This window comes from Pseudomonas sp. Sample_21 (genome assembly GCF_004307525.1).
In the GTDB taxonomy this organism is placed as follows: Bacteria; Pseudomonadota; Gammaproteobacteria; order Pseudomonadales; family Pseudomonadaceae; genus Aquipseudomonas; species Aquipseudomonas atacamensis.
The window spans coordinates 1-23882 of the sequence record NZ_RCNZ01000128.1 but is presented as its reverse complement, the minus strand read 5'-3'; the positions used below and the strand labels follow the sequence as shown (position 1 = coordinate 23882).

The 23882-nt window shown below is 61.3% G+C and carries 22 protein-coding genes; 14 read left to right on the top strand and 8 right to left on the bottom strand.

What is annotated here, in order from left to right; all coding sequences use genetic code 11:
• Positions 1–56 precede the first annotated feature (56 nt).
• Positions 57–1481: an aspartate ammonia-lyase gene (gene aspA / locus D8U71_RS25140; protein ID WP_016772472.1), complete on the bottom strand. Its 1425-nt coding sequence runs from the start codon at positions 1479–1481 to the stop codon at positions 57–59.
• Positions 1482–1661: 180 nt separating this feature from the next.
• Between aspA and D8U71_RS25135 the strand changes: the two genes are divergently transcribed.
• From D8U71_RS25135 to D8U71_RS25115, 5 genes are all read left to right on the top strand, one after another.
• The gene (locus tag D8U71_RS25135; protein ID WP_024014837.1) at positions 1662–2570 is read left to right on the top strand and encodes a LysR substrate-binding domain-containing protein; all 909 of its coding nucleotides are present in this window, start codon (positions 1662–1664) and stop codon (positions 2568–2570) included.
• Positions 2571–2905: 335 nt separating this feature from the next.
• The gene (gene purE / locus D8U71_RS25130) at positions 2906–3397 is read left to right on the top strand and encodes a 5-(carboxyamino)imidazole ribonucleotide mutase (protein ID WP_007920220.1); all 492 of its coding nucleotides are present in this window, start codon (positions 2906–2908) and stop codon (positions 3395–3397) included.
• A gap of 10 nt (positions 3398–3407) precedes the next feature.
• Positions 3408–4490: a 5-(carboxyamino)imidazole ribonucleotide synthase gene (locus D8U71_RS25125; RefSeq protein ID WP_073470876.1), complete on the top strand. Its 1083-nt coding sequence runs from the start codon at positions 3408–3410 to the stop codon at positions 4488–4490.
• Between the two features lie 111 nt (positions 4491–4601).
• Positions 4602–4847: a GlsB/YeaQ/YmgE family stress response membrane protein gene (locus tag D8U71_RS25120; protein ID WP_016772475.1), complete on the top strand. Its 246-nt coding sequence runs from the start codon at positions 4602–4604 to the stop codon at positions 4845–4847.
• A gap of 93 nt (positions 4848–4940) precedes the next feature.
• Positions 4941–5477, top strand: coding sequence for a DUF3299 domain-containing protein (locus D8U71_RS25115; protein WP_130888951.1), 537 nt, complete (start codon positions 4941–4943; stop codon positions 5475–5477).
• Positions 5478–5600: 123 nt separating this feature from the next.
• Here the strand turns inward: D8U71_RS25115 and D8U71_RS25110 are convergent, their stop codons facing one another.
• Both D8U71_RS25110 and D8U71_RS25105 read right to left on the bottom strand, forming a co-directional pair.
• Complete coding sequence (locus D8U71_RS25110) at positions 5601–6500, bottom strand: D-hexose-6-phosphate mutarotase (RefSeq protein WP_130888950.1); 900 nt, start codon at positions 6498–6500, stop codon at positions 5601–5603.
• Between the two features lie 57 nt (positions 6501–6557).
• Positions 6558–6962: an acyl-CoA thioesterase gene (locus tag D8U71_RS25105; RefSeq protein WP_003229628.1), complete on the bottom strand. Its 405-nt coding sequence runs from the start codon at positions 6960–6962 to the stop codon at positions 6558–6560.
• Between the two features lie 377 nt (positions 6963–7339).
• On the opposite strand from D8U71_RS25105, the gene D8U71_RS25100 reads away from it, so the two are divergent.
• From D8U71_RS25100 to D8U71_RS25065, 8 genes are all read left to right on the top strand, one after another.
• Positions 7340–8638: an MFS transporter gene (locus D8U71_RS25100; RefSeq protein WP_073470879.1), complete on the top strand. Its 1299-nt coding sequence runs from the start codon at positions 7340–7342 to the stop codon at positions 8636–8638.
• Positions 8639–8872: 234 nt separating this feature from the next.
• Positions 8873–9871 (top strand): phosphate ABC transporter substrate-binding protein PstS, encoded by a 999-nt coding sequence (locus D8U71_RS25095; RefSeq protein WP_016772480.1) that lies wholly within the window; start codon positions 8873–8875, stop codon positions 9869–9871.
• 220 nt (positions 9872–10091) lie between these two features.
• Positions 10092–12377 carry an ABC transporter permease subunit gene (locus D8U71_RS25090; RefSeq protein WP_024014834.1) on the top strand — a complete coding sequence of 762 codons (2286 nt, stop codon included), beginning with the start codon at positions 10092–10094 and terminating at the stop codon, positions 12375–12377.
• A gap of 16 nt (positions 12378–12393) precedes the next feature.
• Positions 12394–14064, top strand: coding sequence for a phosphate ABC transporter permease PstA (pstA, locus tag D8U71_RS25085; RefSeq protein ID WP_016772481.1), 1671 nt, complete (start codon positions 12394–12396; stop codon positions 14062–14064).
• Positions 14065–14159: 95 nt separating this feature from the next.
• Complete coding sequence (gene pstB, locus D8U71_RS25080; RefSeq protein WP_016772482.1) at positions 14160–14993, top strand: phosphate ABC transporter ATP-binding protein PstB; 834 nt, start codon at positions 14160–14162, stop codon at positions 14991–14993.
• Positions 14994–15112: 119 nt separating this feature from the next.
• Entirely contained in the window at positions 15113–15874 is a 762-nt protein-coding gene (gene phoU / locus D8U71_RS25075) for a phosphate signaling complex protein PhoU (RefSeq protein WP_039757305.1), read from the top strand.
• Between the two features lie 177 nt (positions 15875–16051).
• The gene (locus D8U71_RS25070) at positions 16052–16984 is read left to right on the top strand and encodes a response regulator (protein WP_130888949.1); all 933 of its coding nucleotides are present in this window, start codon (positions 16052–16054) and stop codon (positions 16982–16984) included.
• A gap of 187 nt (positions 16985–17171) precedes the next feature.
• A complete protein-coding gene (locus tag D8U71_RS25065) occupies positions 17172–18068 on the top strand; it encodes a M23 family metallopeptidase (RefSeq protein WP_016772485.1) in 897 nt (298 codons plus the stop codon).
• Between the two features lie 172 nt (positions 18069–18240).
• Here the strand turns inward: D8U71_RS25065 and D8U71_RS25060 are convergent, their stop codons facing one another.
• The 3 genes from D8U71_RS25060 to phoB all read right to left on the bottom strand — a co-directional run bounded on the left by D8U71_RS25060 (position 18241) and on the right by phoB (position 21819).
• On the bottom strand, positions 18241–19581 hold the full coding sequence (locus tag D8U71_RS25060) for a hemolysin family protein (protein ID WP_016772486.1): 1341 nt from the start codon (positions 19579–19581) through the stop codon (positions 18241–18243).
• A 123-nt stretch (positions 19582–19704) separates the two neighbouring features.
• Entirely contained in the window at positions 19705–20991 is a 1287-nt protein-coding gene (gene phoR / locus D8U71_RS25055; protein ID WP_221264854.1) for a phosphate regulon sensor histidine kinase PhoR, read from the bottom strand.
• Between the two features lie 138 nt (positions 20992–21129).
• Positions 21130–21819 (bottom strand): phosphate regulon transcriptional regulator PhoB, encoded by a 690-nt coding sequence (gene phoB / locus D8U71_RS25050; RefSeq protein WP_007896474.1) that lies wholly within the window; start codon positions 21817–21819, stop codon positions 21130–21132.
• A gap of 151 nt (positions 21820–21970) precedes the next feature.
• Between phoB and D8U71_RS25045 the strand changes: the two genes are divergently transcribed.
• Complete coding sequence (locus D8U71_RS25045; protein WP_073470882.1) at positions 21971–22354, top strand: hypothetical protein; 384 nt, start codon at positions 21971–21973, stop codon at positions 22352–22354.
• A 117-nt stretch (positions 22355–22471) separates the two neighbouring features.
• Here the strand turns inward: D8U71_RS25045 and ubiA are convergent, their stop codons facing one another.
• Positions 22472–23362 carry a 4-hydroxybenzoate octaprenyltransferase gene (gene ubiA / locus D8U71_RS25040; protein WP_130888948.1) on the bottom strand — a complete coding sequence of 297 codons (891 nt, stop codon included), beginning with the start codon at positions 23360–23362 and terminating at the stop codon, positions 22472–22474.
• Entirely contained in the window at positions 23362–23871 is a 510-nt protein-coding gene (locus tag D8U71_RS25035) for a chorismate lyase (RefSeq protein WP_130888963.1), read from the bottom strand. The genes ubiA and D8U71_RS25035 overlap by 1 nt, the downstream gene beginning before the upstream one ends.
• Positions 23872–23882: the final 11 nt, after the last annotated feature.

The window sequence follows — 23882 nt, the reverse complement described above, 5'->3', positions numbered from 1 at the left end:
GGTGAGAGGTGTCTAGTCCCTCGACCTGGTGAGCGGTGCTACAAGTTCGCGTCGGCTCAGGCTTTGAGCGGAACCAGACGCGGGGCAATCATGTTTTCCGGGCGCAGGATGTCGGCGAGCATGGCTTCGTCGAGCAGACCTTCTTCGCGCACCAGTTCCAGCACGCCGCGGCCGCTTTCAAGGGCGATACGGGCGATGCGGGTGGCGTTTTTGTAGCCGATGTACGGGTTCAGTGCGGTGACCAGACCGATCGAATGCTCGACCAGTTCGCGGCAGCGCGCTTCGTTGGCGGTGATGCCGACGATGCAGTGCTCGCGCAGCATGTCCATGGCGCGTTGCAGCAGGCGGATCGAATCGAGGATCTTGAAAGCGATCAGCGGCTCCATCACGTTCAGTTGCAGCTGGCCGCCTTCGGCTGCCATGGTCAGCGCCAAGTCGTTACCGATGACCTGGAACGCGACCTGGTTCACGGCTTCCGGGATCACCGGGTTGACCTTGCCGGGCATGATCGAGCTGCCTGGCTGACGCGCCGGCAGGTTGATTTCATTGATGCCGGTGCGTGGGCCGCTGGACAGCAGGCGCAGGTCGTTGCAGATCTTCGACAGCTTGACCGCGGTGCGCTTGAGCATGCCGGAGAACAGCACGAAGGCGCCCATGTCGGAGGTCGCTTCGATCAGGTCGGCAGCCGGTACCAGCGGTTGCCCGCTGATCAAAGCCAGACGTTGAACAGCCAGTGCCTGATAACGCGGGTCGGCGTTGATGCCGGTGCCGATCGCGGTGCCGCCGAGGTTGACTTCGGTCAGCAGTTCCGGGGCCAGCGTCTTCAGACGCGCGAGGTCTTCGCCCATGGTGGTGGCGAACGCGCGGAATTCTTGGCCGAGGGTCATCGGCACGGCGTCTTGCAGCTGGGTACGGCCCATTTTCAGGACGTGGTCGAACTCTTTGCCCTTGGCCGCGAACGCCTGAATCAGGCTGTCGAGGCTGGCCAGCAGCGCGTCGTGACCCAGCAGCAGACCCAGACGGATCGCCGTCGGGTAGGCGTCGTTGGTCGACTGCGCCATGTTCACGTCGTCGTTCGGGTGCAGGTACTGGTATTCGCCTTTCTCGTGACCCATCGCTTCCAGAGCAATGTTGGCGATCACTTCGTTGGCGTTCATGTTGGTAGAGGTGCCGGCGCCACCTTGAATCATGTCGACCACGAACTCTTCGTGGTAATCGCCGCGGATCAATCGCGCACAGGCTTCGCTGATGGCAGCGTGCTTGGCTTCGCTCAGGTGACCCAGCTCGCGGTTGGCGTCGGCGGCGGCCTGTTTGACCATCGCCAGGCCCACAACCAGTTTCGGGTAATGCGAAATCGGAACGCCCGAGAGGCGGAAGTTGTTCACCGCTCGCAGGGTCTGGATGCCGTAGTACGCATGGGCCGGTACTTCGAGGGCGCCAAGCAGGTCGGTTTCTGTGCGGAAAGATGCAGCGGAGGACATGATAGAAATCATCTCGATAAGGACCCGGTCTGTGCCGGAACGCTGCGAATGCTAGGCTTGTGGGGATTTTTGGGCCAATGCTGTTCAGCACTGCCCTATGCACATTCGGCATAATGCCCATGTGACGCCGCCTGTGCGGCAGACGTGTGACCTGTTTTGGTGCGTGTCCGGGAGGACGTGATGAATCTGGAAAGCAAATGGCTCGAGGACTTCAGTGCCCTGGCCGCCACCCGCAGTTTCTCGCAGGCGGCCGAACGGCGCTTCGTGACCCAGCCGGCGTTCAGTCGGCGGATCCGCAGCCTCGAAGCCGCGCTGGGGCTGACCCTGGTCAATCGCTCGCGCACGCCGGTCGAACTGACGGCGGCGGGGCAGTTGTTTCTGGTGACCGCGCGCACCGTGGTCGAACAGCTCGGCGAAGTGCTGCGCCATCTGCATCATCTGGAAGGCGGGCAGGGCGAGGTGATGCAGGTGGCGGCGGCACACTCGCTGGCGCTGGGCTTTTTCCCGCGCTGGATCGCCCAGTTGCGCAACGAAGGGCTGAACATCGCCACGCGGCTGGTGGCGACCAACGTTGGCGACGCCGTGCACGCTTTGCGTGAAGGTGGCTGCGATCTGATGCTGGCGTTCTACGACCCGGATTCGGCGATGCAGATGGACCCGGAAATCTTCCCGTCGCTGCATTTGGGCCAGACCGAAATGCTGCCGGTGTGCGCGGCAGATCTGGATGGCAAACCGCTGTTCGATCTGGAAGGCGAGGCGAGCGTGCCGTTGCTGGCGTACAGCGCCGGTGCGTTTCTTGGGCGTTCGGTGAATGGATTGTTGCGCCAGCGCCAGTTGCGCTTCACCACGATCTACGAAACCGCCATGGCCGACAGCCTGAAAAGCATGGCGCTGGAAGGCCTCGGCATTGCCTGGGTGCCGCAACTGAGCGTGCGCGCCGAACTGGCCCGCGGTGAACTGGTGGTGTGCGGCGGCCCGCAATGGCATGTGCCGCTGGAGATCCGCCTGTACCGCTGCGCCCTGGTGCGCAAGGCCAACGTGCGGTTGCTGTGGCGCAAGCTTGAAGGCGGCGCCGCACAAAGCGCTTGAAGCTGATGAAGATCGAATGTGGGAGCGAGCCTGCTCGCGAATGCGCAGTGTCAGGCCCTGAGGTATCGTCTGACACAACGCTTTCGCGAGCAGGCTCGCTCCCACAGGGGGATTTTTGCGCTGTTCTTTCGCTGACCTCAAGGTCAATAAAACCGGGCGTTTCGCTCATTTGACAGATGGTCGTTTCAGGGGCTGTTTATTGCTTTCTTTGCGGTATACTGCGCGGCCTTCGGCCGGCACGTCCGGCCATTTTTCGTACAATCAAGCCACGCAACCTGCGTGGCTTGTTGTTTTATGACGCGCCTGCGGGCGCTCCAGAGAGAAGAGGCGCGACGATGAGTGCACTGGTTGGCGTGATCATGGGCTCCAAGTCCGATTGGTCCACCCTTAGCCACACCGCCGATATGCTGGAAAAGCTCGGCATCCCGTACGAGGTCAAGGTGGTTTCCGCCCACCGCACCCCGGATCTGCTGTTCCAGTACGCCGAAGAGGCTGAAAGCCGCGGCATCGAGGTGATCATCGCCGGTGCCGGTGGCGCCGCCCACCTGCCAGGCATGTGTGCGGCCAAGACCCACCTGCCGGTGCTGGGCGTGCCGGTGCAGTCGGCCATGCTCTCGGGCGTCGATTCGCTGCTGTCGATCGTGCAGATGCCGGCGGGCATTCCGGTCGCCACCCTGGCCATCGGCAAGGCCGGCGCAATCAACGCCGCCCTGCTCTCGGCGAGCATCCTCGGCGCCAAGCACCCGCAATTTCATGCGGTACTGAAAACCTTCCGTGCCGAGCAGACAGACAGCGTCCTGGACAATCCAGACCCACGTATTGCCTGAGGTTGTTGAGATGAAGATCGGTGTAATCGGTGGCGGCCAGTTGGGTCGCATGTTGGCCCTGGCGGGGACTCCGCTGGGGATGAACTTCGCTTTTCTCGACCCTGCGCCGGACGCCTGTGCGGCCGCGCTGGGCGAACACCTGCGGGCCGATTACGGCGATCAGGATCATCTGCGCCAACTGGCCGATGAAGTCGATCTGGTGACCTTTGAATTCGAAAGCGTCCCGGCTGAAACCGTGGCGTTTCTTTCGCAATTCGTGCCGGTCTACCCGAGCGCCGAAGCCCTGCGCATCGCCCGTGATCGCTGGTTTGAAAAGAGCATGTTCAAGGACCTCGGCATTCCGACCCCGGCCTTCGCCGACATCCAGTCGCAAGCCGACCTGGACGCCGCCGTCGCTTCGATCGGTCTGCCGGCCGTGCTGAAAACCCGCACCCTGGGTTATGACGGCAAGGGCCAGAAAGTCCTGCGCAAGCCGGAAGATGTTGCCGGTACGTTCGCCGAACTGGGCAGCGTTGCCTGCCTGCTGGAGGGCTTCGTGCCATTCACCGGCGAAGTGTCGCTGATCGCCGTGCGTGCCCGCGATGGTGAAACGAAGTTCTATCCACTGGTGCACAACACCCACGACAGCGGCATCCTCAAGCTGTCGGTAGCCAGCACCGATCACCCGTTGCAGGCGCTGGCCGAAGATTATTCCAGCCGTGTGCTCAAGCACCTCGACTACGTCGGCGTGATGGCTTTCGAGTTCTTCGAAGTCGACGGTGGCCTGAAAGCCAACGAAATCGCCCCGCGCGTGCACAACTCCGGGCACTGGACCACCGAAGGTGCCGAGTGCAGCCAGTTCGAAAACCACCTGCGTGCCGTCGCCGGCCTGCCGCTGGGTTCGACCGCCAAGGTCGGTGAGAGCGCGATGCTCAACTTCATCGGCGTAGTGCCGCCGGTGGAAAAAGTCATCGCCATCGAAGACTGCCATTTGCATCACTACGGCAAAGCTTTCAAGGCCGGACGCAAGGTCGGCCATGCCAACCTGCGCTGCGCCGACATGGCCACGCTGCAAGCGCAGATCATCAAGGTCCAAGCGCTGATCGCCGAGTAAACCAGTTTCATGTGCCAGCGGCGGAACCATTCAGGGGCCGCCGTTCTCTCATGGCAGGATGCCAAAGTCTGTCTAGGCTTTGGCATATCTACCAAATCAGAGGGAAATGCCATGGGAATTATCGGAACCATCTTTATCGGCTTGATCGTCGGCCTGCTGGCTCGGTTCCTGAAACCGGGCGATGACAGCATGGGCTGGATCATGACCATCCTGCTCGGTATCGGCGGTTCGCTGGCGGCCACCTACGGCGGCCAGGCTCTGGGCATCTATCAGGCGGGCGAGGGCGCGGGTTTCCTCGGCGCACTGGTCGGCGCTGTCGTGTTGCTGGTGATCTACGGTCTGATCAAAAAGAACTGATCGAAAGCGACAAAGCCCTCTCGGCCATCACGGCCGGGAGGGCTAGAATGCGCGGCGACTCACCGTCCATTCCTTTGCCTGCCGAGCACCTTCATGCGCCGTCTTCTGTTGACTCTCCTCTTGCTGGGCAGCAGTCTCGCCCACGCCGGCGAACTGCCGGAAACCGACTGGCTGGAACTGATGCCCAAGTCGGATCAAAAGGCCCTCGAGGCCATGCCGGAAATCGACCACAACTCCCCCGAAGCCACCGGCACCTTCACCGAGAAGGGCGGGATGAAGCAGGCCAAAGGTCTGCCGGCGGTGATGTATTCGACGAAAACCGTGGCGTCGATGAATGACAAACACATCCGCATCGGTGGTTACCCGGTGCCGCTGGAGTCCGATGCCAAGGGCCGCAGCACGTTGTTCTTCCTCGTGCCGTATCCGGGCGCCTGCATCCACGTACCGCCACCGCCGCCCAATCAACTGGTGCTGGTGCGATATCCGAAGGGTTTGAAGCTGGACGATATCTACACTCCGCTGTGGGTGACCGGCACGCTGAAAATCGAGAAGGTCAGCAATGACCTCGCTGATGCGGCGTATGCGCTGGAGGCGGAGAAGGTGCGGGTGGTGCAGGAGGCTGATCTGTAGGACCGATACAAAACAACTGTGGGAGCGAGCTTGCTCGCGAATGCTGTCTCTCAGTCACATTGATGTTGACTGATACGACGCTTTCGCGAGCAAGCTCGCTCCCACAGTTTTATCGGGTGTTGCTTAGAGCGGTTTGCTGGCCACGCTGACACCCATGGTATGGCTCGCCCCCGGCGCCAGGGTCACCAGATCATCCATCACATTCGCCGTTTCGATGCACAGCATGCGCTGCCAGCCATCGTTGTCCATGTCCGGCAGGGCGGCGGCGCGGTCGATCCATGGGTTCCAGATCACCGCCGTGCGCGAGCCGGTGGAGGTCAGCACGATGCGTCGTTCCCAGGTCGGATCAATGATGCTCAATTGCGGCGGAACGTCGAGGTAGATGCGGTCGGTCTCGCCGGCGAAATGCAGATCGCCGCTCTGGCTGGCCGTGTTCCAGTCGTCCAGGGTCTCGATGTAATTCAGCCCGGCCACGCCGTCGACATGCACATTACGCACGTCACTCACGGCGAAATAGGTGTGCAGCGCCTGACTCAGCGTGACGCTGTCAGTACCCCGGTTATGGCTGGTCAGGCTGTAATGCAGTTGATCCGCCAGATGCAGGGTCAGGGTCAGATCGACCTCGTGGGGCCAGCCCGGCAGGCCACCTTCCGGGTAGGGCAGCTTGAATTCGACCTTGATGCCGTCAGCTTCTGATTCGATGTTGCCCAACTCCCAGTCCATCGCCCGCACCAGACCGTGCGCGGGGGCCGGCTGCTCGCCGGTGTACATGGCCTGCACGCTGCTCGGATTGCGTTCGAATTTGCCGAACCACGGCCAGCACACCGGCACGCCGGCGCGGATGCTTTTGCCGGTCTTGAACTCGGCCTTGTCGTTGAGCCAGATGATCGGCGGCTGGCCGTCGATCTGATAACTGAGGATGTGCGCGCCTTGCTGGGCCACCAGCACTTCGGCCTTGCCGTGGCGGATGCGCCAGCAGTTCAGTTCATCCTGTTTCACGGCTTCAACGTTGGGCGTGTTCATGGGCAACTCTCGATCAGACACTGGGGACGACTATCGACCGCAAAACGGCCGCGAGGTTTAACGCGCGCGTGGCGGCACCGAACGGGTGCGACCGCTGCCGTCGATGGCGACGAAAACGAAAACCGCTTCGGTGACCTTGCGCCATTCGCTGGAGAGTGGGTCATCGCTCCACACTTCGACCATCATCTGGATCGAGCTGCGGCCGATTTCCAGGGTCTGGGTATAAAAGGACAACTGCGCGCCGACGGCGACCGGGACGAGAAACGCCATGCGGTCGATGGCGACAGTGGCAACGCGGCCACCGGCCACCCGGCTGGCCATGGCAGTGCCGGCCAGATCCATCTGCGCGACCAGCCAGCCGCCGAAAATATCGCCAAAGCCGTTGGTTTCGCGCGGGAGTGCGGTGATTTGCAGGGCGAGGTCGCCCTGTGGGATCGGATCTTCTTGTTCGAGCTCTATCATGCCGAGGGGCCTCTGACCCGTGACTCTTCGTGGGTATTGCGGGTGGTAGCCGTCTTCAAGAAAAACGATTCAACACCGAACACACTGCGTTCGTCACGTTTTCCATCAGGCGCCTAAAGGGAAACTCTGCGAAAAAGGCTAAATCCCGAGCAAAGGACGGGCCAACAACGTTTTCGCACAGCAACCTCTTACAAATCCTGCGCAGGTGGCGAGTATATCGGTCGATAGACCCCGCGACGACCACCCGGTTCTGATTTCGACCGTCAATTACGCGCCTCTATGTGCTTTTTCGAACAATTTGCTATGGTGCCGAACCTGTCCGAGCCACCGCCAGCGTTGTTGTGGCGACAGATTCGACTATAAGAGAAGCCCTTGCCATGACCACAGCGCCTTCGAGCCTCGCGCAGCCCGAGCAACCCGCACGACCGTTGACCCGCAATGACTACAAGACTCTGTCGCTGTCCGCCCTCGGCGGGGCGCTGGAGTTCTACGATTTCATCATCTTCGTCTTCTTCGCCACCGTCGTCGGCAAGCTGTTCTTCCCGGCCGACATGCCCGAGTGGCTGCGGTTGATGCAGACGTTCGGCATCTTTGCTGCCGGCTATCTGGCGCGCCCTTTGGGCGGCATCGTCATGGCGCACTTCGGTGACCTGCTGGGGCGCAAGAAGATGTTCACCCTGAGCATTTTCATGATGGCCGTGCCGACGCTGATCATGGGCCTGCTGCCGACCTACGCGCAGATCGGCATCTGGGCGCCGATCCTGTTGCTGCTGATGCGGGTGATCCAGGGCGCGGCGATTGGCGGCGAAGTGCCGGGGGCGTGGGTCTTCGTTTCCGAACACGTACCGCAAAAGCACATCGGTTATGCCTGCGGCACGCTCACCAGTGGCCTGACTGCCGGCATCCTCCTCGGCTCGCTGGTCGCCACGGCGATCAACAGCATTTATACGCCAGCCGAAGTGTCGGATTACGCCTGGCGGATCCCGTTCCTGCTCGGCGGCGTGTTCGGCCTGTTCTCGGTGTATCTGCGCCGCTGGCTGCACGAGACACCGGTGTTCGCCGAACTGCAATTGCGCAAGGCACTGGCCGAAGAAGTGCCGTTGCGCGCGGTGCTGCGGGATCATCGCGGCGCCATCGCCATTTCGATGCTGCTGACCTGGCTGCTGTCGGCCGGCGTCGTCGTAGTGATCCTGATGACCCCGACCGTGCTGCAAACGGTCTACCACTTTTCGCCGACCACGGCGCTGCAAGCCAACAGCCTGGCCATCGTCTTCCTCAGCCTCGGCTGCATTGGCGCCGGCGCGCTGGCCGATCGCTTCGGCGCCGGTCGCGTCTTCGTCTTTGGCTGCCTGGGCCTGCTGATCAGCTCCTGGACCTTCTACCACAGCCTCGCCGACCACCCGGACTGGCTGTTCCCGCTGTACGCATTGACCGGTTTGCTGGTCGGCACCATCGGCGCGGTGCCGTACGTGATGGTGAAGGCGTTCCCGCCGGTGGTTCGCTTCAGTGGCTTGTCGTTCTCGTACAACGTCGCGTACGCGATCTTCGGTGGCTTGACGCCGATGGTGGTGAGCCTGCTGCTGAAAGAAAGCGCGATGGGGCCTGCCTACTATGTGGCAGTGCTGTGCGGGATGGGGATTGTGGTAGGTGCGTGGCTGTGGAAGAAGGGGCGCTAAAGCCCAGGGTCTACTCCACCAATACCGGCCACTTCGCGAGCAGGCTCGCTCCCACAGTTGGAATGCATTTCAATTGTGGGAGCGAGCCTGCTCGCGAATGGGGACGCCACAAATCATCCAGCAAAACCCGATGCTGGCCTTTCATCCAATTGTCATATTTCAGCCATAGAGTGTTCACATGGCCTGCTGATACTTGGCCCCGACTTAACACACCCTATCTGCTAGGAGTAAGGCATGAAACTGAAGCGTTTGATGGCGGCAATGACTTTTGTCGCTGCTGGCGTTGCGACTGCCAACGCGTTCGCCGCTGTTGACCCTGCTATCCCGAGCTACACCAAGACCACTGGTGTGTCGGGCAACCTGTCCAGCGTCGGTTCCGATACCCTGGCCAACCTCATGACCCTGTGGGCTGAGAACTACAAAAAAGAATACCCGAACGTCAACATCCAGATTCAGGCTGCCGGTTCTTCCACCGCGCCACCTGCACTCACCGAAGGCACCGCCAACCTGGGCCCGATGAGCCGCAAGATGAAAGACAACGAGCTGCAGGCTTTCGAACAGAAGTACGGCTACAAGCCGACGGCAATCCCGGTTGCCGTGGATGCCCTGGCGGTGTTCGTGCACAAGGACAACCCGATCAAGCACCTGACCATGGCTCAGGTCGATGCGATCTTCTCCTCGACGCGTCTGTGCGGTGCCAAAGCTGACGTCAAGACCTGGGGCGACCTGGGCGTAACCGGTGACCTGGCCAACAAGCCAGTCCAGCTGTTCGGCCGTAACTCGGTGTCCGGCACCTACGGCTACTTCAAGGAAGAAGCCCTGTGCAAAGGCGACTACAAGCCGAACGTCAACGAACAACCAGGTTCGGCGTCGGTGGTGCAGTCGATCAGCAGCTCGCTTAACGGCGTCGGCTACTCGGGCATCGGCTACAAGACCGCCAGCGTGAAAACCGTCGCCCTGGCCAAGAAAGAAGGCGGCGAGTTCATCGAAGACACCGAAGAAAACGCCCTGAACGGCAAGTATCCGCTGTCGCGCTTCCTCTACGTTTACGTCAACAAAGCCCCGAACAAGCCTCTGGCCCCGCTGGAAGCCGAGTTCGTGAAACTGGTGCTGTCGAAGCAGGGCCAGGAAGTGGTAGTGAAAGACGGCTACATCCCGCTGCCAGCCAAGGTTGCCGCCAAGGCACTGGCTGACCTCGGTCTGCAGGAAGGCGGCGCTGTCGCCAAGAAGTAACACCCTGAGGCCGGCCTGAAGCCGGACTCCTGTGGGAGCGAGCCTGCTCGCGAAGGGGTGGTCACATGCAGCATCGATGTGACTGACCCGACGCCTTGGCGAGCAGAAGCGCTCCTGCAACCACCAAATTTTCGACTCCGCTGCCGGACTTCCGGCTGGCGGATTTGCTGCGTCACTGCACTGTCATCTTTCTGTCATACAGGATCGCTAGGGTGTGCGCATGAATGATCTGGCCAATTCCCCAATGACTACGTCTTCCCCTCCCAAGCGCATTGATTTCAATACGCCTGAACTGCAACGCAAGCGCCGCATCCGCGCGCTCAAGGATCGCTTCACCCGTTGGTACGTCCTCGTCGGCGGCCTGGCGGTGCTCGCGGCCATCACCCTGATCTTCTTCTTCCTCGCTTACGTTGTAGCGCCGTTGTTTCAAGGTGCCGACCTGACCGCGAAAGACTCGATCACCCCGGCCTGGATGCAGGACGCGGGCAAGCCGCTGATGATCTCGCTCGAAGAGCAGAATCAGGTGGCCATGCGTGTATCCGACAAGGGCCAGGCGCTGTTCTTCGATCTCGACAGTGGCGCTGAATTGAGGCGTGTCGATCTGCCGCTGCCTGCGGGCGCTACCGTGACGTCTATTGGCGAAGACCAGCCGGGTCATCCGCTGGTGGCCGTGGGGCTGTCCAATGGTCAGGCGCTGGTGTTCCGTCATACCTATAAAGTCAGCTACCCCGATGGCAAGAAAACCATCAGCCCGGCCATCGAATATCCCTATGGCGAGGCACCGATCGCGCTGAACGAAAGCGGCGGCGCGCTGGAGCATGTCAGCCTCAACGCCACCGACTCGACGCTGATGCTGGTCGGCTCTACTGGGTCGCAACTCAACGTGCTTTCGCTGACCAGCGAAGAAAACATGATGACCGGCGAAGTCACCAACGAGCAGACGCGCATCGATCTGCCGCAGATGACCGAGCCGGTGAAAAACATCTTCGTCGACCCGCGCCAGCAGTGGCTTTACGTGGTCAACGGGCGAGCTCAGGCCGACGTGTTCAGCCTGCGCGACAAGAGCCTCAACGGGCGCTACAAACTGCTGGAAAATGCCGACGCCCAAGTCACCGCCACCGCGCAGCTGGTCGGCGGTATCTCGCTGATCGTCGGCGATTCCAAGGGCGGTCTGGCCCAGTGGTTCATGGCCCGCGATACCGATGGCGAGCAGCGTCTGAAGCAGATCCGCACCTTCCAGATGGGCACCACGCCGATCGTTGAAATCGCTGCCGAAGAGCGCCGCAAAGGCTTCCTCGCCCTTGATGCCAGCGGCAAGCTCGGCGTGTTCCACAGTACTGCACACCGCACGTTGCTGGTCGATCAGGTGGTTGAAGGCCAGGGCCTGTTCGGTCTGTCGCCGCGCGCCAACCGAGTGATCGTCGAAGCCGGCGGCAAGCTGCAGCCGTTGCTGCTCGACAATCCTCACCCGGAAGTATCGTGGAGCGCGCTGTGGAGCAAGGTCTGGTACGAGAACTACGACGAGCCTAAGTACGTCTGGCAGTCGACCGCCGCCAACACCGATTTCGAACCGAAACTGAGCCTCTCGCCGCTGACCTTCGGCACTCTGAAGGCCGCGTTCTACGCCATGCTGCTGGCCGCGCCACTGGCCGTCGCTGCGGCGATCTACACCGCGTACTTCATGGCCCCGGGCATGCGCCGCAAGGTCAAACCGGTGATCGAGCTGATGGAAGCGATGCCGACGGTGATCCTCGGTTTCTTCGCCGGTCTGTTCTTGGCTCCATATGTAGAAGGGCATCTGCCGGGCATCTTCAGCCTGCTGATGTTGCTGCCGATCGGCATTCTGGTCGCCGGCTTCACCTTCAGCCGCCTGCCTGAATCGATCCGCCTGAAAGTCCCGGACGGTTGGGAAAGTGCGCTGCTGATTCCGGTGATCCTGTTTGTGGGCTGGCTGTCGCTGTACATGAGTCCGTTCATGGAGAACTGGTTCTTCGGTGGCGACATGCGCATGTGGATCTCCCACGACCTGGGCATCACCTACGACCAGCGCAACGCTCTGGTGGTCGGTCTGGCCATGGGGTTCGCGGTGATCCCGAACATCTACTCGATCGCCGAAGACGCCGTGTTCAGCGTGCCGCGCGGCCTGACCCTGGGTTCCCTGGCCCTGGGTGCCACGCCATGGCAGACCATGACCCGCGTGGTGATCCTGACCGCCAGCCCGGGGATTTTTTCGGCGCTGATGATCGGCATGGGCCGTGCGGTCGGCGAAACCATGATCGTGCTGATGGCCACCGGCAACACCCCGGTGATGGAGATGAACCTGTTCGAAGGCCTGCGCACCCTGGCCGCCAACGTCGCGGTGGAAATGCCCGAGTCGGAGGTCGGTGGCAGCCACTACCGCGTGCTGTTCCTCTCGGCGCTGGTGCTGCTGCTGTTCACCTTCGTCATGAACACCCTGGCAGAACTGATTCGTCAGCGTCTGCGCAAGAAATACTCGTCGCTTTAAGCAAAGGTAGAAGTCTGTGAAACAGAACTCCCTGAAAGGATGGTTCAAGAGCGGCGCCCCGGGCGTCTGGATCAGCGGTGGCGCGGTGTCCATCGCGGTCATCATGACCATTGGCCTGTTGGCGGTGATTGCCGTGCGCGGTCTCGGTCACTTCTGGCCGGCGGACCTGATCCACGCTCACTACGACGTACCGGGCCAGGCCAATCACCTAGTGATCGGCGAAGTGGTGCAGAAAGAAGAAGTGCCGCGCGCACGTCTGAAGAGCGCCGGTCTGCCGGTGCCGGACGAAGGTCCGGAATTCATGACCCGCGAGCTGATCAAGGTCGGCAACCGTGACCTGAACGGCAACGACTTCACCTGGATCGTCGGCGAGTGGCTGACCAAGCAGACCACACCGCCAGAATTGATGGCGATCGAGCGTCGCGAGTGGGGCAACTTCTACGGCTATCTGGTCAACGTCAAACAGGATGGCAAGGTCATCGCCGAGGGCGAGGCCGCATGGCCTGAACTGCAAGCGCGCATCGATCGGGTGAACGATCTCGCGGCTCAACTGAAGACGCTGGAAAAAACCGACATCGGCGCAATTAACGCCGGTCTTGAACGCATCCGACTGCATGGGCGCAAGCTCGAGCTGGAAGGCAAGCTCGACGCCACCGCACAAGCGGACATGGAATCCGAGCGCGCCGAGCTGGACGCGCGCTACAAGGACATCGAAGCACGTCTGTCTGATTTGCATGCTCAGTTCAACCGCGACGCCTTGACCGCCCGTGACGCCAACGGCAAGGAAATCGAAATCGGTCTGGGCAAAGTCGTGCATGCCTACCAGCCAAACGGCATGAGCACCTTGACCAAGGTTGGTTTCTACTTCAGCAAGATCTGGGAATTCCTCTCCGACGACCCGCGTGAAGCGAACACCGAGGGCGGGATCTTCCCGGCGATCTTCGGCACCGTGATGATGACCCTGATCATGGCGATGATCGTTACACCGTTCGGCGTGCTGGCAGCGGTGTACCTGCGCGAATACGCCAAGCAGAACACCCTGACCCGTGTGATTCGCATTGCGGTGAACAACCTCGCTGGCGTACCGGCGATCGTTTACGGCGTGTTCGGTCTGGGCTTCTTCGTTTACGTGCTGGGTGGCTCGGTCGACCGCTTGTTCTTCCCTGAAGCTCTGCCGGCGCCGACGTTCGGTACGCCGGGCCTGCTCTGGGCTTCGCTGACTCTGGCGCTGCTGGCTGTGCCGGTGGTGATCGTGGCGACCGAAGAAGGTCTGGCACGGATTCCGCGTACCGTGCGTGAAGGTTCGCTGGCCCTCGGTGCGACCAAAGCGGAAACGCTGTGGAAAATCGTTATCCCGATGGCCAGCCCGGCCATGATGACCGGGATGATCCTCGCCGTGGCCCGCGCCGCCGGTGAAGTGGCGCCGCTGATGCTGGTGGGTGTGGTGAAACTGGCGCCGTCGCTGCCGGTGGACGGCAACTACCCGTACCTGCACCTGGACCAGAAGATCATGCACCTGGGCTTCCACATCTATGACGTCGGCTTCCAGAGCCCCAACGTCGAAGCAGCCCGCCCGCTGGTGTACGCCACCGCGCTGCTGCTGGTGCTGGTGATCGCGACGCTGAACCTGTCGGCGGTGTATATCCGCAACCACCTGCGCGAAAAATACAAAGCACTGGATAGCTAAAGCCATTAGCCACAAGCGGCAAGCTACAAGCCGCTTTTGCTCAAACTTGCAGCTTGCAGCCAGAAGCTTGCAGCTACGAACGGAGTGAGAACCCCATGCAGCACGAAACACACAGCCACGGCATCAACATGTCTGCCCTGGGCCGCGACAAGCAGAGCCTGGACCTGGCGCAGGAAACCGTTGCCATCGAAGTGCCGGGCCTGAGCCTGTACTACGGCGAGAAACAGGCACTGTTCGACGTCAGCATGAACATCCCGAAACAGCGCGTGACCGCGTTCATCGGCCCGTCGGGCTGCGGTAAGTCGACGCTGCTGCGTACCTTCAACCGGATGAACGATCTGGTCGACGGCTGCCGTGTCGAGGGCGCGATCAACCTGTACGGCAACAACATCTATCGCAAGGGCGAAGATGTTGCCGAGCTGCGTCGTCGCGTCGGCATGGTGTTCCAGAAACCCAACCCGTTCCCGAAGACCATCTACGAAAACGTGGTCTATGGCCTGCGCATCCAGGGCATCAACAAGAAGCGCATCCTCGACGAAGCCGTTGAATGGGCGTTGAAAGGCGCGGCATTGTGGGACGAGGTCAAAGACCGTCTGCACGACTCGGCCCTCGGTCTGTCCGGCGGTCAGCAACAGCGTCTGGTGATCGCGCGCACCATCGCGGTCGAGCCGGAAGTGCTGCTGCTCGACGAACCGTGCTCGGCTCTCGACCCGATCTCGACGCTGAAAGTCGAAGAGCTGATCTATGAGCTGAAGTCCAAGTTCACCATCGTCATCGTTACCCACAACATGCAACAGGCGGCACGGGTGTCCGACTACACCGCGTTCATGTACATGGGCAAACTGGTGGAATTCGGCGACACCGATACCCTGTTCACCAATCCGGCGAAGAAGCAGACCGAAGACTACATCACCGGTCGCTATGGCTGATTGGGGCAGCTGCAAGCCGCAAGCTACAAGCGGCAAGAAAGATGCGGTGCGATATCAGGACTTACACATAACTGCTTGAAGCTTGCAGCTTGAAGCTTGCAACTTTCGCGGAGCGAACAATGATTTCCAAAGAAGGCCTTACCCATCACATTTCCGCGCAGTTCAACGCTGAACTGGAGGAAGTGCGCAGCCACCTCCTTGCCATGGGCGGGCTGGTCGAGAAGCAGGTCAACGACGCGGTCACGGCGCTGATCGAGGCCGATTCCGGCCTGGCTCAGCAGGTGCGTGAGATCGACGACCAGATCAACCAGATGGAACGCAACATCGACGAAGAATGCCTGCGCATTCTCGCCCGTCGTCAGCCAGCGGCGTCGGACCTGCGCTTGATCATCAGCATTTCCAAGTCGGTGATCGACCTTGAGCGTATCGGCGACGAAGCCACCAAGATCGCCCGTCGTGCCATCCAGTTGTGCGAAGAAGGTGAAGCGCCGCGTGGTTACGTCGAGGTCCGTCACATTGGCGACCAGGTACGCAACATGGTGCGCGATGCGCTGGACGCCTTCGCCCGTTTCGACGCCGATCTGGCGTTGTCGGTGGCGCAGTACGACAAGATCATCGACCGCGAATACAAAACCGCCTTGCGTGAGCTGGCCACCTACATGATGGAAGATCCGCGCTCGATCTCGCGGGTGTTGAGCATCATCTGGGTCCTGCGTTCGCTGGAGCGCATCGGCGATCATGCGCGCAACATCTCCGAACTGGTGATCTACCTGGTGCGCGGCACCGACGTGCGCCACATGGGCCTCAAGCGCATGAAGGAAGAAGTTGAAGGCACAAGCACTGAAACCGCTAATGTTCCGGGCGAAGCTGACGATAAGTAAGATTGCCTGAGAAAAGCGCCCGGCCCTCTGGCCGGGCGTTTTTGTTTGCGCTTTACACAAGGCAGATCGAATTAAAAAGCAGCACCCGCGAACGAAAAGTCCCGGCGTGACTGAAGAGTTTTGGCAATGTGCCATCAGCCAGCGTTATGCTTGCCGGGATTTTAATAGGGGTGTTGGATGAGCAAGATCAGTGTGTTGGTCGTGGACGATGCTTCGTTCATTCGTGACCTGGTGAAAAAGTGCCTGCGTAATTACTTCCCGGGAATCCGCACCGAGGACGCCATCAACGGCAAAAAGGCCCAGGCCATGCTGGCCAAAGAGGCTTTTGACCTGGTGCTGTGTGACTGGGAGATGCCGGAAATGTCCGGCCTCGAACTGCTGACCTGGTGCCGCGAGCAGGACAACCTCAAGACCATGCCGTTCGTCATGGTCACCAGCCGTGGTGACAAGGAAAACGTCGTGCAGGCGATTCAGGCCGGCGTATCCGGTTACGTCAGCAAGCCGTTCACCAACGAGCAGCTGCTGACCAAGGTCAAGCAGGCACTGAACAAGGTCGGCAAGCTCGACACCTTGATGAACAGCGCGCCGACCAAACTGAATTCGGCATTCGGCAACGATTCCCTGAGCGCACTGACCGGCGGCAAGCCGGCCGTGGTCGGCGGCGCTGCGGCCAGGCCTGCCGCTGCTGCCCCCGCTCCAGCCGCTGCACCGTCGCGCGGTTTGCTCAACAGCCCGCCAGTTCAGGCGCCCGGTGCATCCAAGGCGCCGGTGGGCGGTCGTGGTCAGGGCCAATTGCGCCTGCCGAGCGGTACTCAGCAATGCGTGATCAAGGCCTTGAGCATCAAGGAAGCCCTGCTGGTAGTGAAGCGCACCGAAACCCTGCCGCAGATCCTCGACAGCGCCGTGCTCGATCTGGAGCAGGGTGACAACGCCGAGATCGCGCGCCTCAACGGTTACCTGCACGCCATCGTCGCCCACGAGCAGAAAGCTGACAGCGACTGGCTGCAACTGACCTTCCGCTTTGTCGACCAGGATGCGCAGAAGCTCGACTACATCTCGCGCCTGATCGCCCGGGGCACTGCGCAGAAGCATTTCGTACCCGGCGCGTAACCGCAGCGGCCCAAAAAGATCGCAGCCTTCGGCAGCTCCTACAGGGGAACGCATTCTCATGTAGGAGCTGCCGAAGGCTGCGATCTTTTGCTTTGTGTGCTGGCTAATTTGAAACATCTGTCGACTAGCCTGGTCTGTCTCAGCTGCTAGGCTGATTCCCAGGCCTTCCTTCGACAGACTTTTGCCCATGCTCGCGCGCCTGCTGTTTTTCTGCGGTCTCTGCCTGGCTTCCCAGCTGGCGATGGCCATGACCATCTACAAATCCACCGACGCCAACGGCGTGGTCTCGTACAGCGACCGCCCGAGCAAAGGCGCGAAAGTGTTCGTGTTTCAGGACCGCATGGTCGAGCGCCTCGACCGCCAGGTGTACCTGGACATCAAGAAGCAGAAGGGCGTCGACGTAGTGTTTGCGCGCAACGATCTGTACGCGCCGGTCGAGGTTGCCCTGGCCTTCATCGGCACGAGCAATGTGCGTGGCGCGCCGTCGCGAGCGATCCGTCGTGTGCTGCCACCGCGCAGCAACACGCGGCTGGCGCTGCTGACGGCGATCAGTCGTGACCAGCCGCTGGTGTATTCGCCGCAGTTCCAGTATTCGCTGGGCGACCCCGCAGGCACCGCGCAGAGCTATCGCTATCCGCTGCCCTGGCGTGGCGGGCCGTTTCGCCTGAGTCAGGGCGCCAACGGCCAGTACAGCCACTATGGGCCGAAGAACCGCTACGCCATGGACATCGCCATGCCGGTGGGCACGCCGATCATCGCCGCGCGAGCGGGAGTGGTAGTCAAGACCGAGAACTCCCAGAGCGGGCGCGGTACCGATGCCTCCGGCAATTTCGTCCGGGTGCTGCACGACGACGGCACCATGGGCGTGTACCTGCATTTGAAACAGGGTTCGGTGAGCGTGCGCGAAGGCCAGCGGGTCAAGGTCGGCAGCCCGCTGGCGCTGTCGGGCAACACCGGCAACAGCAGCGGCCCGCACCTGCATTTCGTGGTGCAGCGCAATACCGGCGAAGGGCTGGTGTCGATTCCCTATCAGTTCAACCAGCCGCTGGGGGCGTTGCCCAACTTTGCGTTGGGCAAGCAGTAGGCGCGATAGGGTGTTGAGGGTTTTTGTGGCGAGGGGATTTATCCCCGTTGGGCCGCGAAGCGGCCCCAAATATTGCAACTCTGTACTAACTGACTGCATTCAATGGTTTTGGGACGGCTGCGCCGTCCAACGGGGATAAATCCCCTCGCCACAAGAGCCCCCCAAACTCCCATCAATCCAGCATCAACACCTTGGCCAAAACAATCTTCGGCCCTTTCATCTTCTTGATGATGATGCGCAGGCCTTCGACTTCCAGCACTTCTTCCTCTTCCGGCACCCGTTTCAGGGTTTCGTAAACGAGCCCGGCGAGGGTTTCCGCTTCGATGTGATCAAGATCGATGCCGAGCAGACGCTCGACCTTGAACAACGGCGTATCGCCACGCACCAGCAACTTGCCCGGCTGATAGGCGAGGATGCCGCGCTCAGCCTTGCGGTGTTCGTCCTGAATGTCGCCGACCAGCACTTCCAGCACGTCTTCCATGGTCAGGTAGCCGATGATGTTGCCGTCAGCCTCCTCGACCACGGCGAAGTGCGAGCCACCTTTGCGGAACTGCTCCAGCAGTTGCGACAGCGGCATGTGCCGCGATACGCGCTCCAGCGGGCGGGTCAGCTCGGCCAGGTTGAACGACTCGGGAATGTGGTCCAGCGCGGCCAGTTCCAGCAGCAGATCCTTGATGTGCAGCAGGCCGACGAACTCCTGGCGCTCGCTGTCGTACACCGGATAACGGCTGAACTTGTGGCGACGGAACATCGCCAGGATTTCCTTCAGCGGCGCATTGAATTCCAGGGTGATCAGGTCTTCGCGGGAATTGGCCCAGTCGACCACTTCCAGCTCGCCCATTTCCACCGCCGAAGCCAACACGCGCATGCCCTGATCGCTGGGATCCTGGCCACGGCTGGAGTGCAGGATCAGTTTCAGTTCTTCGCGGCTGTAATGGTGTTCATGGTGCGGGCCGGGTTCACCTTGCCCGGCGATACGCAGAATCGCGTTGGCGCTGGCATTGAGCAGGTAAATCGCCGGGTACATCGCCCAGTAGAACAGGTACAGCGGCACCGCCGTCCACAGCGACAGCAGCTCGGGTTTGCGGATCGCCCACGACTTGGGCGCCAGCTCGCCGACCACGATGTGCAGGTACGAAATGATGAAGAACGCGGTGAAGAACGACACGCCTTTGATGATCTCGGGCGAGTCGACGCCGACCGCGCTCAGCAGCGGTTCGAGAATGTGCGCGAACGCCGGCTCACCGACCCAGCCCAGGCCAAGGGAGGCGAGGGTGATGCCGAGCTGGCACGCCGACAGGTAGGCATCGAGCTGACTGTGCACGGTGCGCAGGATGTGTCCGCGCCAGCCGTGTTGTTCAGCGATGGCCTCGACCCGGGTCGAGCGCAGTTTGACCATGGCGAATTCCGCCGCAACGAAAAAGCCGTTGAGCAAAACCAGGATCAGAGCAAAAAGAATCATGCCGAAGTCGGCAAAAATGGTAGCGAGGGACAAGCCAGGGGAAGGGTCCATGATGGAGTTTTGCGGGTTCCGTGTGATTCGAAAGTAGGGAGAAACAGCGCCTGAAAGGCAGGCACAAGTCAGCCAATGTAGCGGCTGACCGTGCGATTGCCTAGTGGCGTGTGCCGGGCGGCATCACTCGGTGGCGCTGATCGCCCGTGCGCTGGCCACCTGGGCCGGGGCGAAATGGCAGGTGAAGGTGCTGCCGTGACCGGGCACGCTGCTGATCTCCATGCGTGCGCGGTGGCGCAGCAGCACGTGCTTGACGATGGCCAGGCCGAGGCCGGTGCCGCCGGTGTTGGAGTTGCGGCTGGAATCGACGCGGTAGAAACGTTCGGTCAGGCGCGGCAGATGTTTGCTGTCGATGCCGATGCCGGAATCCTGCACGCTCAGGTGCGCGCCCTGATCGTCGCCCCACCAGCGAATGCGGATGTTGCCCTCGGCCGGGGTGTACTTGACCGCGTTGAACACCAGATTGGAGAACGCACTGCGCAACTCCGCTTCGCTGCCCTTGAGCAGCACCCCGGCATTGGCCTCGAGGCTGATGCGCTGGTTCTTCGCCCCGGACAACTGCTGCGCATCGCTGGTAATCGATTGCAGCAATGTGTCGATCTGCACTGGCTGGTTGTCCGACGGATAGTCGGTGGCTTCCAGCTTGGCCAGCAGCAACAGGTCGTTGAGCAGTGTCTGCATGCGCCCGCCCTGTTGCTGCATCTGTTGCAGGGCTCGGCTCCAGCGCGGGTTCACTTCTTCGACATTGTCGAGCAGGGTTTCCAGATAGCCGCAGATCACCGTCAGCGGTGTGCGCAGCTCGTGGGAGACGTTGGCGATGAAGTCCTTGCGCATCTGTTCCAGCTGATGAATGCGCGTCACGTCGCGGACCAGCATCAGGTGTTCATTGTTGCCGTAGCGGGTCAGGTACAGCTGAATGCGCACGCGATCGTTGGTCGGCGAAGGGATTTCCAATGGCTCGGCGAAGCTGTCCTGCTCGAAGTATTCCTTGAAGCGCGGATGGCGCACCAGGTTGGTCACCGGTTGGCCGCTGTCCTGCGGAGTCTTCAGACCGAGCAGGGTTTCGGCGGCACGGTTCCACCATTCGAGATTGCCGTCGCTGTCGAGCATGATGACCGCGTCTTTCAGCGCGGCGGTGGATTCCTGCACCCGGTCGATCACCGCTTGCAGACGCCCGCGCACCCGTTGGTCGCGGCGTTGCAGGTGATAGATGCTGTCGAACACCTCGCCCCACAGACCATAGCCATCGGGCGGTGCTTCGTCGGGTTGATGCTGGCGCAGCCATTCGTGCAGACGCAGCAATTGCTTGAGCGTCCAGGCCAGATAAAGTCCCAGACCCGCCGCGAGGCTCCAGCCGTAATAGCCGGTGATCAGGCCGATCACCAGGCAGGCGGTGACCAGCAACAGCATGTGGCGAATCAGGGTGCCATGCCAGTTTTGATTCACAGAGGCGTCCTTAGCCGCAGCTTCAAGTTTCAAGCCGCAAGCTCCAAGCTAAAACGGATCGGCTTTCACTTGCCGCTTGTAGCTGGAAACTTGCAGCTGCTTTTACGCTTTTGTGGAGAACCGATAACCGGTGCCGCGCACGGTTTGTACCAGATTTTCGTAAGCGTCGCCGAGGGCCTTGCGCAGGCGGCGGATGTGCACGTCGACGGTGCGCTCTTCGACATAGACGTTGCCGCCCCAGACCTGGTCGAGCAACTGGCCACGGGTGTAGGCGCGTTCCTGATGGGTCATGAAGAATTGCAGCAGGCGGTATTCGGTCGGGCCCATCTCGGCGGGTTTGCCGTCGATGGTCACGCGATGGCTGATCGGGTCGAGCAGCAGGCCGCCGACTTCGATCGGCGCTTCGCCATCGGTCGGTCCGGCGCGGCGCAGCACAGCCTTGAGGCGGGCGACCAGTTCACGCGGCGAAAACGGTTTGGTGATGTAGTCGTCGGCGCCGACTTCCAGGCCCTGAATCTTGTTGTCCTCTTCGCCCTTGGCGGTGAGCATGATGATCGGGATGTCCCCGGTCAGCTCGTCACGCTTGAGGCGCCGGGCCAGTTCGATGCCCGAGGTGCCGGGCAGCATCCAGTCGAGCAGGATCAGGTCCGGTTTGCGGTCGACAATGATGGCGTGAGCCTGCTGCGAGTTCTCTGCCTCGAGGCAGTCATAGCCGGCCATTTCCAACGCCACGGCGATCATTTCGCGAATGGGCGCTTCGTCGTCGACGATCAGAATGCTCCTGCCAACCATGCCTTAATCCTCTTGTCATTTAACTGTCTTGCGCCGCATTAGATAACGGAATTATTGCAGTCGTGTGACAGTATTTCAGGCCGGCAACATTTGCACCTATCCTCGACTAAGCTCTAAGTCCGAATCCTGACAACCACAAAAGAAGGTTTCCATGACTCAGATGACTGCTTCGTTCAAAGCCCTGCTGCTGGCCGCCGCCCTGACATTGCCGGGGCTGGCCATGGCGGCCGATCCGGCGATGGAGAAGGACGGCATGTACACCGACCACAAGGGCATGACCCTGTACACCTTCGCCAAGGACTCCGCTGGCAAGTCCGCGTGCAATGACAAGTGCGCGGCAAACTGGCCGCCGCTAATGGCGACAGCGAATGACAAGTCGATGGGGGACTGGACGGTAATCACTCGTGATGATGGCAGCAAGCAGTGGGCCTACCAGGGCATGCCGCTGTACACCTTCGTGATGGACAAAAAGGCCGGCGACATGACCGGCGACGGCAAAATGGACGGCGCGTGGAAAGTCGCCAAGGCCAAGTAACCACGACGCACAAAACTGTGGGAGCGAGCCTGCTCGCGAAAAGCGGTGTGTCAGCTATTGCAGAGGTGACTGACATGACGCCTTCGCGAGCAGGCTCGCTCCCACAGGTGTCATGCATCAGCGCAGTGCGTAATCCAGCACGATCCCGACAAAGATCGCCAACCCTGCCCAATGGTTGTGCAAGAAGGCCTGGAAGCAACGCATGCGGTCCTTGCTGCGCGTGTACCAGAACTCCCACGCATAACATCCCGCAGCCACCAGCAAACCGAGGTGGAACCAGGTCCCCAGCTCGAACTTCGACCCGGCCAGAATCAGGCAGGCCAGCGACAATGCCTGCAAGCTGAGGATGATCACCCGATCCGCCTCGCCAAACAGAATCGCCGTGGATTTCACGCCGATCTTCAGGTCGTCATCGCGATCGGTCATTGCGTAATAAGTGTCATAACCCACCGTCCACAGCAGATTGGCGATCCACAGCAACCACGCCGCTGCTGGCAACTCGCCGGTCTCAGCGGTAAAGGCCATTGGCATGCCCCAGGAAAACGCCGCCCCCAGCACCACTTGCGGGTAGTAGGTGTAGCGCTTCATGAACGGATACGTGAATGCCAGCGCCAGACCGCCCAGCGACAGCCAGATCGTCGGTGCGTTGGTGCACAGCACCAGCAGAAAACTGATGCCCATCAGCACGGCAAAGAACATCAGCGCTTCCTTCGAGCTGATGCGGCCAGCAGCGAGCGGCCGTTGCGCGGTGCGTTTGACGTGGCCGTCGACCTTGCGGTCAGCCCAGTCGTTGATCACGCAACCACCGGCGCGGGTCAGCACTACGCCAAGAACAAAAATCACCACGTTGGCCAGCGACGGCGAACCCTTGCCGGCAATCCACAGCGCCCACAGCGTTGGCCACAGCAGCAGGTAAATGCCAATCGGCTTGTCCATGCGCGTCAACTGAACGAAATCCCAGGCGCGCGGGTTCAGACGGTTGAGGGACTTGAGCAGGCTCTGATACATCAGCAGTTCTCCGGATGGGCGCGGGCGGCGTCCCACAGGCTCGGCAGGAAGATTTCCGCGACCAGCACACTCAGCGCGCCACGGTCGAAACGCGAACGCCGGCCCCACAATTCAGGGGCTTGCACCGCTGGCGGGAGCCATTGTTCGGGGTAGCGGCAGACTTCAATGGCGCGGCGCTGGAACGCCTGATCGCAAAACAGCAATTCGCCCAGCGAGCGGCTGCCCAGTTCATCCATGTGCAAACCATCACCTTGCAGGGCCGCCCGCGAGGCAACGCTGCGGGCAAACACCCAGGCCTCGCCGTGGCCGCGCAAATACACCTCACGCACCCAGCCTTCGCTGCCCTCGGCCAGCTCCAGTGCCGCGCATTCATCAGCGCGCAAGGTGTCCCAGCCTTCGAACAGCGGCGACACGCTGAAGCCGTCCTCGGACAAACGGGTCAAGCGGCGGGTCAGCGAACCTTCGTCGAACAACCAGTCGAGGGTCAACAGATCGGGGCGGGGCGTCAGGCGGTCTTGGG

Bases quoted from the DNA above. Each gene is read 5' to 3' on its own strand.
- aspA (WP_016772472.1), bottom strand. From the start codon at position 1,481: ATGTCCTCCGCTGCATCTTTCCGCACAGAAACCGACCTGCTTGGCGCC.
- D8U71_RS25135 (WP_024014837.1), top strand. From the start codon at position 1,662: ATGAATCTGGAAAGCAAATGGCTCGAGGACTTCAGTGCCCTGGCCGCC.
- purE (WP_007920220.1), top strand. From the start codon at position 2,906: ATGAGTGCACTGGTTGGCGTGATCATGGGCTCCAAGTCCGATTGGTCC.
- D8U71_RS25125 (WP_073470876.1), top strand. From the start codon at position 3,408: ATGAAGATCGGTGTAATCGGTGGCGGCCAGTTGGGTCGCATGTTGGCC.
- D8U71_RS25120 (WP_016772475.1), top strand. From the start codon at position 4,602: ATGGGAATTATCGGAACCATCTTTATCGGCTTGATCGTCGGCCTGCTG.
- D8U71_RS25115 (WP_130888951.1), top strand. From the start codon at position 4,941: ATGCGCCGTCTTCTGTTGACTCTCCTCTTGCTGGGCAGCAGTCTCGCC.
- D8U71_RS25110 (WP_130888950.1), bottom strand. From the start codon at position 6,500: ATGAACACGCCCAACGTTGAAGCCGTGAAACAGGATGAACTGAACTGC.
- D8U71_RS25105 (WP_003229628.1), bottom strand. From the start codon at position 6,962: ATGATAGAGCTCGAACAAGAAGATCCGATCCCACAGGGCGACCTCGCC.
- D8U71_RS25100 (WP_073470879.1), top strand. From the start codon at position 7,340: ATGACCACAGCGCCTTCGAGCCTCGCGCAGCCCGAGCAACCCGCACGA.
- D8U71_RS25095 (WP_016772480.1), top strand. From the start codon at position 8,873: ATGAAACTGAAGCGTTTGATGGCGGCAATGACTTTTGTCGCTGCTGGC.
- D8U71_RS25090 (WP_024014834.1), top strand. From the start codon at position 10,092: ATGAATGATCTGGCCAATTCCCCAATGACTACGTCTTCCCCTCCCAAG.
- pstB (WP_016772482.1), top strand. From the start codon at position 14,160: ATGCAGCACGAAACACACAGCCACGGCATCAACATGTCTGCCCTGGGC.
- phoU (WP_039757305.1), top strand. From the start codon at position 15,113: ATGATTTCCAAAGAAGGCCTTACCCATCACATTTCCGCGCAGTTCAAC.
- D8U71_RS25070 (WP_130888949.1), top strand. From the start codon at position 16,052: ATGAGCAAGATCAGTGTGTTGGTCGTGGACGATGCTTCGTTCATTCGT.
- D8U71_RS25065 (WP_016772485.1), top strand. From the start codon at position 17,172: ATGCTCGCGCGCCTGCTGTTTTTCTGCGGTCTCTGCCTGGCTTCCCAG.
- D8U71_RS25060 (WP_016772486.1), bottom strand. From the start codon at position 19,581: ATGGACCCTTCCCCTGGCTTGTCCCTCGCTACCATTTTTGCCGACTTC.
- phoR (WP_221264854.1), bottom strand. From the start codon at position 20,991: ATGCTGTTGCTGGTCACCGCCTGCCTGGTGATCGGCCTGATCACCGGC.
- phoB (WP_007896474.1), bottom strand. From the start codon at position 21,819: ATGGTTGGCAGGAGCATTCTGATCGTCGACGACGAAGCGCCCATTCGC.
- D8U71_RS25045 (WP_073470882.1), top strand. From the start codon at position 21,971: ATGACTCAGATGACTGCTTCGTTCAAAGCCCTGCTGCTGGCCGCCGCC.
- ubiA (WP_130888948.1), bottom strand. From the start codon at position 23,362: ATGTATCAGAGCCTGCTCAAGTCCCTCAACCGTCTGAACCCGCGCGCC.